Below are 7,056 nucleotides of genomic sequence, written 5' to 3'. Positions count from 1 at the left end.
CCCGCCCTTTTCCGGCAGGCGGCCACCGGCGGCCGGCCGCGCGTAGCGCGGGCCTGGCCGGCCGGCTGCGGCCGCGTGCCCGGTCCCTCCCGGGGCCCGGGGCGAAGCCCCGTGCGCTGGTGCGCCCCTGTGCGCGGGTTGTCGGGGACGGGGGTGGCGACCGTCCATGGGGGGAGGACGATCTGAGGAGGGTCCATGGAGGCGACACCCCTGCCCGCTCCCGTGACGCCGCCCGGGGAGCGTCGGCCGCTGCCGTTGCTCGGTGGATGCGGTTGCGGTTCCGGTTGCAGCTGCGGCTGTCAGTCGGGGTCCGCGTGTCAGTGCGGGGGCAACTGCGGCTGATCCTTTTCAGTCCCTGGGGTCCCGCCCGAGGGGGGTGGGACCCCAGGGCAGCTCCGCCACCAGCTCGAACTCCGTACCCGAGGCGCTCGGCCCGTGCCGCAGCGCGCCGCCCTCGAGCGCCACGCGCTCCTCGAGGCCGGCGAGGCCGGCGCCCGCGCCCGGGATCTCGGCGGCCGACGGGCGCGCCGGCAGCGCGCTCCGCACCGCGACCGTGAGGCCCTGCCCGGGCGCGCCGCCGATGGCCACCTGGACGGGCGCCCCCGGCGCGTGCTTGCGCGCGTTGGTCAGGCCCTCCTGCACCACGCGGTAGGCCGTGCGCTGCACGGTGGTCCTGAGCGCCGCCGCCGCGCCCGCGTCCAGGTCGCGGGTGTAGACGACGCGCTGGCCGGCCCGCTCCGCCTCGGTGACGAGCCCGCCGATGTCGGCCACGCCCGGCTGCGGGCCGCCCTCGCCCTGGCCGCGCCCGCGCAGCACCGTCAGCACCTCGCGCAGCTCCTCCAGCGCCTGGTGCGCGGTGTCCCTGATGACGCGCGCGCTGTCGCCTATCTCCGTGTCGCTGAGCGGCTTGGCGCCGCCCGCCGCGGCGTCGGTGCGGTAGGCGAGCGCGCCGGCGTGCACCGAGAGGAGCGAGATGCGGTGCGCGAGCACGTCGTGCATCTCGCGCGCGATGGCCTCGCGCTCGGTGCGCCGCGCGTCCGCCAGGCGTCTGGTGTGCTCGGCCCGCTCCCGGCTGGCGTCGGCCCGCAGCCGGACGACGAGCTGGCGGCGCAGCCGCACGCTGGCGCCCCAGACGAAGAAGAACAGGTAGTAGGCGATCATGAACGAGACGGCCATGTAGCCGCCCTCGTGCGGGACGCTGTACTCGACGAGGTAGGGCGTGAGGACGGCGAAGTGCGCCCCGAGGACCAGCAGCGCGGTGGACAGCGGCAGCCGCAGCCCGAGGTTGAGGATGCCGAAGGTGACCGCGCCGAAGCCACAGCTGGAGAACGCCGTGACGGGGAGCAGGGCGAGGCCGACGGCCAGCGGGTGCTCCCGGCGCCACCAGATCGTCAGGCAGGCGAACGCGCCGAGCCAGGGGTCGACGGTCGACATCCAGTCCGGCAGGTAGAACCGGCTGGGCAGGTCGATGAGGAGCAGCAGCCAGACGGCGGCCGAGAAGGCGAAGAACAGGCCGTCGACCGCCCAGTCCCGGCCGGTGCGCCGCGGGCGGGAGCTGCTGCCCTCGGCCAGCAGCTCCCCGGGCAGCAGCCACCGCTGCTCCCATCCGTCGCGCAGCGCCCCCGTGTCGGTCATGTATACGAGATTAAGGGCTCGCCGACCGCCGGCCGGGGGGAAGGAAACCGGCCGGCGGGAGGTGGGCGCGGTGGGCTACTTCTTGCCCTGGTTCTTGACGGCCTCGATGGCGGCCTTGGCGGCCTCCGGGTCCAGGTAGCGGCCGCCGGGGGTGACGGGGCGGAAGTCGGCGTCCAGCTCGTAGAGGAGCGGGATGCCGGTGGGGATGTTGAGGCCCACGATCTCCGCGTCCGAGATGCCGTCCAGGTGCTTGACCAGGGCGCGCAGGCTGTTGCCGTGCGCGGTGACCAGCACGGTGCGGCCGGTGAGGAGGTCGGGGACGATGCCGTCGTACCAGTAGGGCAGCATCCGGACGACGACGTCCTTCAGGCACTCGGTGCGCGGCCGCAGCTCGCTCGGGACGGTGGCGTAGCGCGGGTCGTCGCTCTGCGACCACTCGGCGCCGTCGGCGAGCTCCGGCGGCGGGGTGTCGTAGGAGCGGCGCCACTTCATGAACTGCTCCTCGCCGAACTCGGCGAGGGTGGCGGCCTTGTCCTTGCCCTGCAGGGCGCCGTAGTGCCGCTCGTTGAGCCGCCAGGAGCGCCGGACGGGGATCCAGCCCCGGTCGGCGGCGTCGAGCGCCAGGTTGGCGGTGCGGGTGGCCCGCTTGAGCAGCGAGGTGTGCAGCACGTCGGGGAGCAGGCCGGCCTCCTTCAGCAGCTCACCGCCGCGGACCGCCTCCTTCTCGCCCTTCTCGTTCAGGTTGACGTCCACCCAGCCGGTGAACAGGTTCTTGGCGTTCCACTCGCTCTCGCCGTGGCGGAGCAGGATCAGCTTGTACGTACCGTCGGCCATGAGGCCGAGAGTAGACGGCACCCCCGTGCGGCGGCGGATCGCCCCCGGGATCACCTCCGGTGCAAAGTGGAGGAATGAGGGCATTTCGCTCTGGCCCACGTCTGCGGAGCGTCGTCGGCCAGATGTTCATCCTCCAGGTGGTGATCACGCTGCTGCTGGTCGCCGCCGGGGTGGGTGCCCTCGTGCTGGAGAAGCGCCACGAGAAGCGCGCCGCGGCCGCCGAGCGCGCCCTGGTGGTGGCCCAGACCTTCGCCCACTCGCCGGGGATCGTGCGCGCCCTGCGCTCGGACGACCCGTCGGCCGAGCTCCAGCCCAGCGCCGAGGCGGCCAGGAAGGCCACCGGCGTCGACTTCATCGTGGTGATGGACCCGGACGGCATCCGCTACACCCACCCCGACCCGGACCAGATCGGCAAGCGCTTCATCGGCACCTTCAAGCCGGCCGCCCAGGGCCATGTGGTGCGGGAGCAGGCCACCGGCACGCTGGGCGCCTCGGAGCGCGCGGTGGTGCCCGTGCGGGACGGGGACGGCCGGGTGATCGGGATGGTCGCGAGCGGCGAGACGCTGCGCAAGATCAACCTGATGGTCAGCAGTGAGGTGCCGCTGCTGCTCGGCGCGGCCGGCGTCGCGCTGGCCCTGACCATCGGCGGCGCCGCACTCGTCAGCCGGCGGCTGCTGCGGCAGACCCGGGGCCTGGGGCCCAGCGAGATCACCCGACTGTACGAACTGCACGACGCGGTTCTGCACTCGGTCCGCGAGGGCGTGCTGATCCTGGACGAGGACTGCCGCCTGCTGCTGGTCAACGAGGAGGCGCGGCGGCTTCTCGACCTGCCGGAGGAGACGACCGGCAGGACCCTCGGCGACCTCGGCCTCGACCAGGCCACCGTGGAGCTGCTGAGCGGCGCGGAGGACGTCACGGACGAGGTGCACCCGGCCGGCGGCCGGCTGCTCGCCGTCAACCTGCGCCACACCACGGGCCGCGGCGGCCCGCCGGCCGTGGTGGCCACGCTGCGCGACACCACCGAGATCCAGGCGGTCTCCGGCCGCGCCGAGACGGCCCAGCGCCGGCTCGGACTGCTCTACGCGGCCAGCGTCCGGATCGGCACCACCCTGGAGATCACCAGGACCGCGGAGGAGCTGGTGGAGGTCGCCGTGCCGGAGTTCGCCGACTACGTCAGCGTCGACCTGTCGGAGACCGTGCTGCGTGGCGAGGAGCAGCCGGGCGCCGACATCAGGATCCGGCGGATCGCCGCCGGCGGCATCACCGCCGACCACCCCCTCTACCCCTCGGGCCAGGCCCTCTCCCTGCGCCCGGAGACGGCCGAGGTGATGGGGCTGCGCGGCGGCCGGGCCCAGCTGGAGACCGACCTGCGCGGCACCGACTGGTGGCGGGCCGGCGACGAGGAGCACGCCGGGCGGCTGCTCGACCTGGGCCTGCACTCGCTGATCTCCACCCCGCTCCAGGCGCGCGGGGTGGTGCTCGGCGTGGCCAACTTCTGGCGCTCCCGGGAGGGCGCGCCGTTCGACGAGCAGGACCTGGAGCTGGCCGAGGACCTGGCCGCGCGCACCGCCGTCACGGTGGACAACGCCCGCCGCTACGCGCGCGAGCACGAGATGGCCGCCACCCTCCAGCGCAGCCTGCTGCCGCGCGAGGTGCCGGAGCAGAACGCGGTGCGGGCCGCCTACCGCTACCGGCCGGCCGAGGCGGTGGGCGGCGACTTCTTCGACGTGATCCCGCTCTCCGGCGCCCGGGTCGCGCTGGTCGTCGGCGACGTGGTGGGCCACGGCCTGCACGCGGCCGCCACCATGGGCCGGCTGCGCACCGCCGTGCACAACTTCGCGGCGCTCGACCTGCCGCCCGACGAGCTGCTCGGCCACCTGGACGAGCTGGCCGACCGGGTGGACCGCGACGAGGCGGGGTTGGACGGCGCCACCGGCACCATCACCGGCGCCACCTGCCTGTACGCGATCTACGACCCGGTCGAGGGCGTGGTCACCATGGCGCGCGCCGGGCACCTGCCGCCGGCGCTGATCCTGCCCGACCACTCGGTCTCCTTCGCCGAACTGCCGGCCCAGCCGCCGCTGGGCGTCGGCGGCATGCCCTTCGAGACCGCCGAGCTGCGGCTGCCCGAGGGCAGCGCCCTGGTCCTCTACACCGACGGCCTGGTGGAGGCCAGGCAGCGGGACATCGACCGCGGCCTGGGGCTGCTGGCCGACGCGCTGCGCCACTCGGCCCTGCGGGACGAGGACCCGGACGACATGTGCGACGCGGTGCTCGACGAGCTGCTGCCGCCCCGCCCGGGCGACGACGTGGCGCTGCTGGTCGCCCGCACCCGGATGCTCTCGCCCGACCAGGTCGCGGTGTGGGACGTGCCGACGACGGCGGCGGCCGTCGCGCCGATCCGGGCGGCCGTCAGCGAACGCCTCGACGAGTGGCGGCTGAGCGAGATGGCGTTCATCACCGAGCTGATCCTGACCGAGCTGATCACCAACGCCATCCGGCACGCGACGGGCCCCGTACGGGTGCGGGTGCTGCGCGACCGGACGCTGATCTGTGAGGTGTCGGACGCCAGCAGCACCTCGCCGCACCTGCGGAACGCGAAGGACACCGACGAGGGCGGGCGCGGCCTGTTCATGGTGGCGCAGTACGCCGAGCGCTGGGGCACCCGCTACACGCCGGAGGGCAAGGTCATCTGGGCCGAGCAGCGGCTGCCGGCCGGCCGGCGTCAGGAGTCCTGAGCCGGCCTGGTCAGGTGCGCGAACGCGTCGAGGTTGCGGGTCGACTCGCCGCGGGCCGTGCGCCAGGCGTACTCCTTGCGGATGGCGGTGGCGAAGCCCAGCTCCAGCAGGGTGTTGAACGAGCCGTCCGCCTGTTCGAGGACGGTGCCGAGCAGCCGGTCGATCTCCTCGGGGGTGATCGCGGCCAGCGGCAGCCGGCCCACCAGGTAGACGTCGCCCATCGCGTCCACCGCGTAGGCCACGCCGTAGAGGCGGGTGTTGCGCTCCAGCAGCCAGCGGTGCACGGCGGCCGCGTTCTCGTCCGGGCGGCGGATCACGAAGGCGTTCACCGAGAGGCTGTGCCGGCCGACCACCAGCGAGCAGGTGGTGGACAGCTTGCGGGTGCCGGGCAGGGTGACGACATACCGTCCCGGCGCCGGGCTCTCCCACTCGGCGCCGCTCTCCCGCAGCGCCGCCTCCAACGCACCTGCCGCACCCTCGACGCCGTCAGCCATGGGCCGATCGTAGCCCGCGGCCGGCCCGGAACCGCCTGGCCTCCACGGCCGCCCGGTAGACCTCCAGGGTGCCGGCCGCCGTGGCCTCCCAGCCGAAGCGGCGGGCGTGCCGGGCGGCCTCCGCGCCGAGCCGGCCGGCGTGCGCGGGCTCGGCGAAGCGGCGCAGCGCCGCCGCGTACTCCACCGGGTCGTGGCCGTCGATCAGGTAGCCGGTGGCGCCGTCCCGCACCACCACGGGCAGCCCGCCGACGGCCGCCGCCACCACCGGCGTCCCACACGCCTGCGCCTCGACCGCGACCAGACCGAACGACTCGCTGTAGGACGGCATCACCAGCACGTCGGCCGCCCGGTACCAGTCGGCGAGCTCCGGCTGCGAGACCGGCGGCCGGAAGTGCACGAGATCCCCGATGCCCAACCTGGCCGCCAGCTTCCGCATCCGCTCCGGCCGGGCGAGCCCGGTGCCGCTCGGCCCGCCGACCACCGGCACCAGCAGCCGACGGCGCAGCGCCGGCTCCGCGTCGACCAGTTCCCGGACGGCCTGCAGCAGGATGTCGGGCCCCTTCAGCGGCTGGATGCGGCCGGCGAACAGCGGGATCAGCGCGTCGGCCGGCAGCCCGAGCCGCTCCCTGGCGGCGGCCCGCCCGTCCCCGGGACAGAAGGTGGCCAGGTTGACCCCGGGGTGGACGACGGCGGTGCGCAGCGGGTCGGCGTCGTAGTGGCCGACCAGCTCGGCGGCCTCGCCCGCGGTGTTGGCGATCAGCCGGTCGGCGGCCTGCACGATCTGCGTCTCGCCGATGACCCGGGCCGCGGGCTCCGGGGTGTCGCCGGTGGCCAGCGCCGCGTTCTTCACCTTGGCCATGGTGTGCATGGTGTGCACCAGCGGCACCCCCCAGCGCTCGGCGGCCAGCCAGCCGACGTGCCCGGAGAGCCAGTAGTGCGAGTGCACCAGATCGAAGTAGCCGGGCGGCTGTTCGGCCCAGGTCTGCATCACGCCGTGCGTGAAGGCGCACAGTTGCGCCGGCAGCTCCTCCTTGCTGAGCCCCTCGTAGGGGCCGGCCTCCACGTGCCGCACCCGCACCCCGGGCACCAGCTCGACGGTGGGCGCCAGCCCGCCGGCCGTCGCCCGGGTGAACACCTCCACCTCGATGCCGAGCGCCGCCAGCTGCCGCGACAGCTCCACGATGTAGACGTTCATGCCGCCGGCGTCTCCGGTGCCCGGCTGGTCGAGCGGTGAGGTGTGCACGCTGAACATCGCGACCCGGCGGACGTGTGGCACAGCGGCTCCTGCTCGTCGCTTTGGGGAACTTCGGGGAAGGGACCAGGAGGTGCAACCCGGCACCGGAAGCTCGTGTTCC

At 74.4% G+C, this 7,056-nt stretch carries 5 protein-coding genes; 1 reads left to right on the top strand and 4 read right to left on the bottom strand.

Features of this window, described 5'->3' with window-relative positions; all coding sequences use genetic code 11:
* Positions 1-348: 348 nt before the first annotated feature.
* Together RNC47_RS17820 and RNC47_RS17815 are read right to left on the bottom strand one after the other, a co-directional pair.
* Positions 349-1,635, bottom strand: a complete 1,287-nt coding sequence (locus tag RNC47_RS17820; protein WP_311599933.1) for a sensor histidine kinase — start codon at positions 1,633-1,635, stop codon at positions 349-351.
* Positions 1,636-1,710: 75 nt separating this feature from the next.
* Positions 1,711-2,469 (bottom strand): phosphoglyceromutase, encoded by a 759-nt coding sequence (locus tag RNC47_RS17815; protein WP_311599932.1) that lies wholly within the window; start codon positions 2,467-2,469, stop codon positions 1,711-1,713.
* 74 nt (positions 2,470-2,543) lie between these two features.
* On the opposite strand from RNC47_RS17815, the gene RNC47_RS17810 reads away from it, so the two are divergent.
* The gene (locus tag RNC47_RS17810; RefSeq protein ID WP_311599931.1) at positions 2,544-5,207 is read left to right on the top strand and encodes a SpoIIE family protein phosphatase; all 2,664 of its coding nucleotides are present in this window, start codon (positions 2,544-2,546) and stop codon (positions 5,205-5,207) included.
* On the opposite strand, the gene RNC47_RS17805 is transcribed toward RNC47_RS17810, so the two are convergent.
* Positions 5,195-5,701 (bottom strand): type III secretion system chaperone family protein, encoded by a 507-nt coding sequence (locus RNC47_RS17805; RefSeq protein WP_311599929.1) that lies wholly within the window; start codon positions 5,699-5,701, stop codon positions 5,195-5,197. The two genes, RNC47_RS17810 and RNC47_RS17805, sit on opposite strands and share 13 nt — an antisense overlap.
* Complete coding sequence (gene mshA, locus RNC47_RS17800; protein ID WP_394814805.1) at positions 5,694-7,040, bottom strand: D-inositol-3-phosphate glycosyltransferase; 1,347 nt, start codon at positions 7,038-7,040, stop codon at positions 5,694-5,696. The genes RNC47_RS17805 and mshA overlap by 8 nt, the downstream gene beginning before the upstream one ends.
* Positions 7,041-7,056: the final 16 nt, after the last annotated feature.

The sequence above is a fragment of the Streptomyces millisiae genome, from assembly GCF_031845425.1.
Taxonomy (GTDB): Bacteria; Actinomycetota; Actinomycetes; order Streptomycetales; family Streptomycetaceae; genus Streptomyces; species Streptomyces millisiae.
This window is presented reverse-complemented; position numbering and strand designations above follow the sequence as displayed.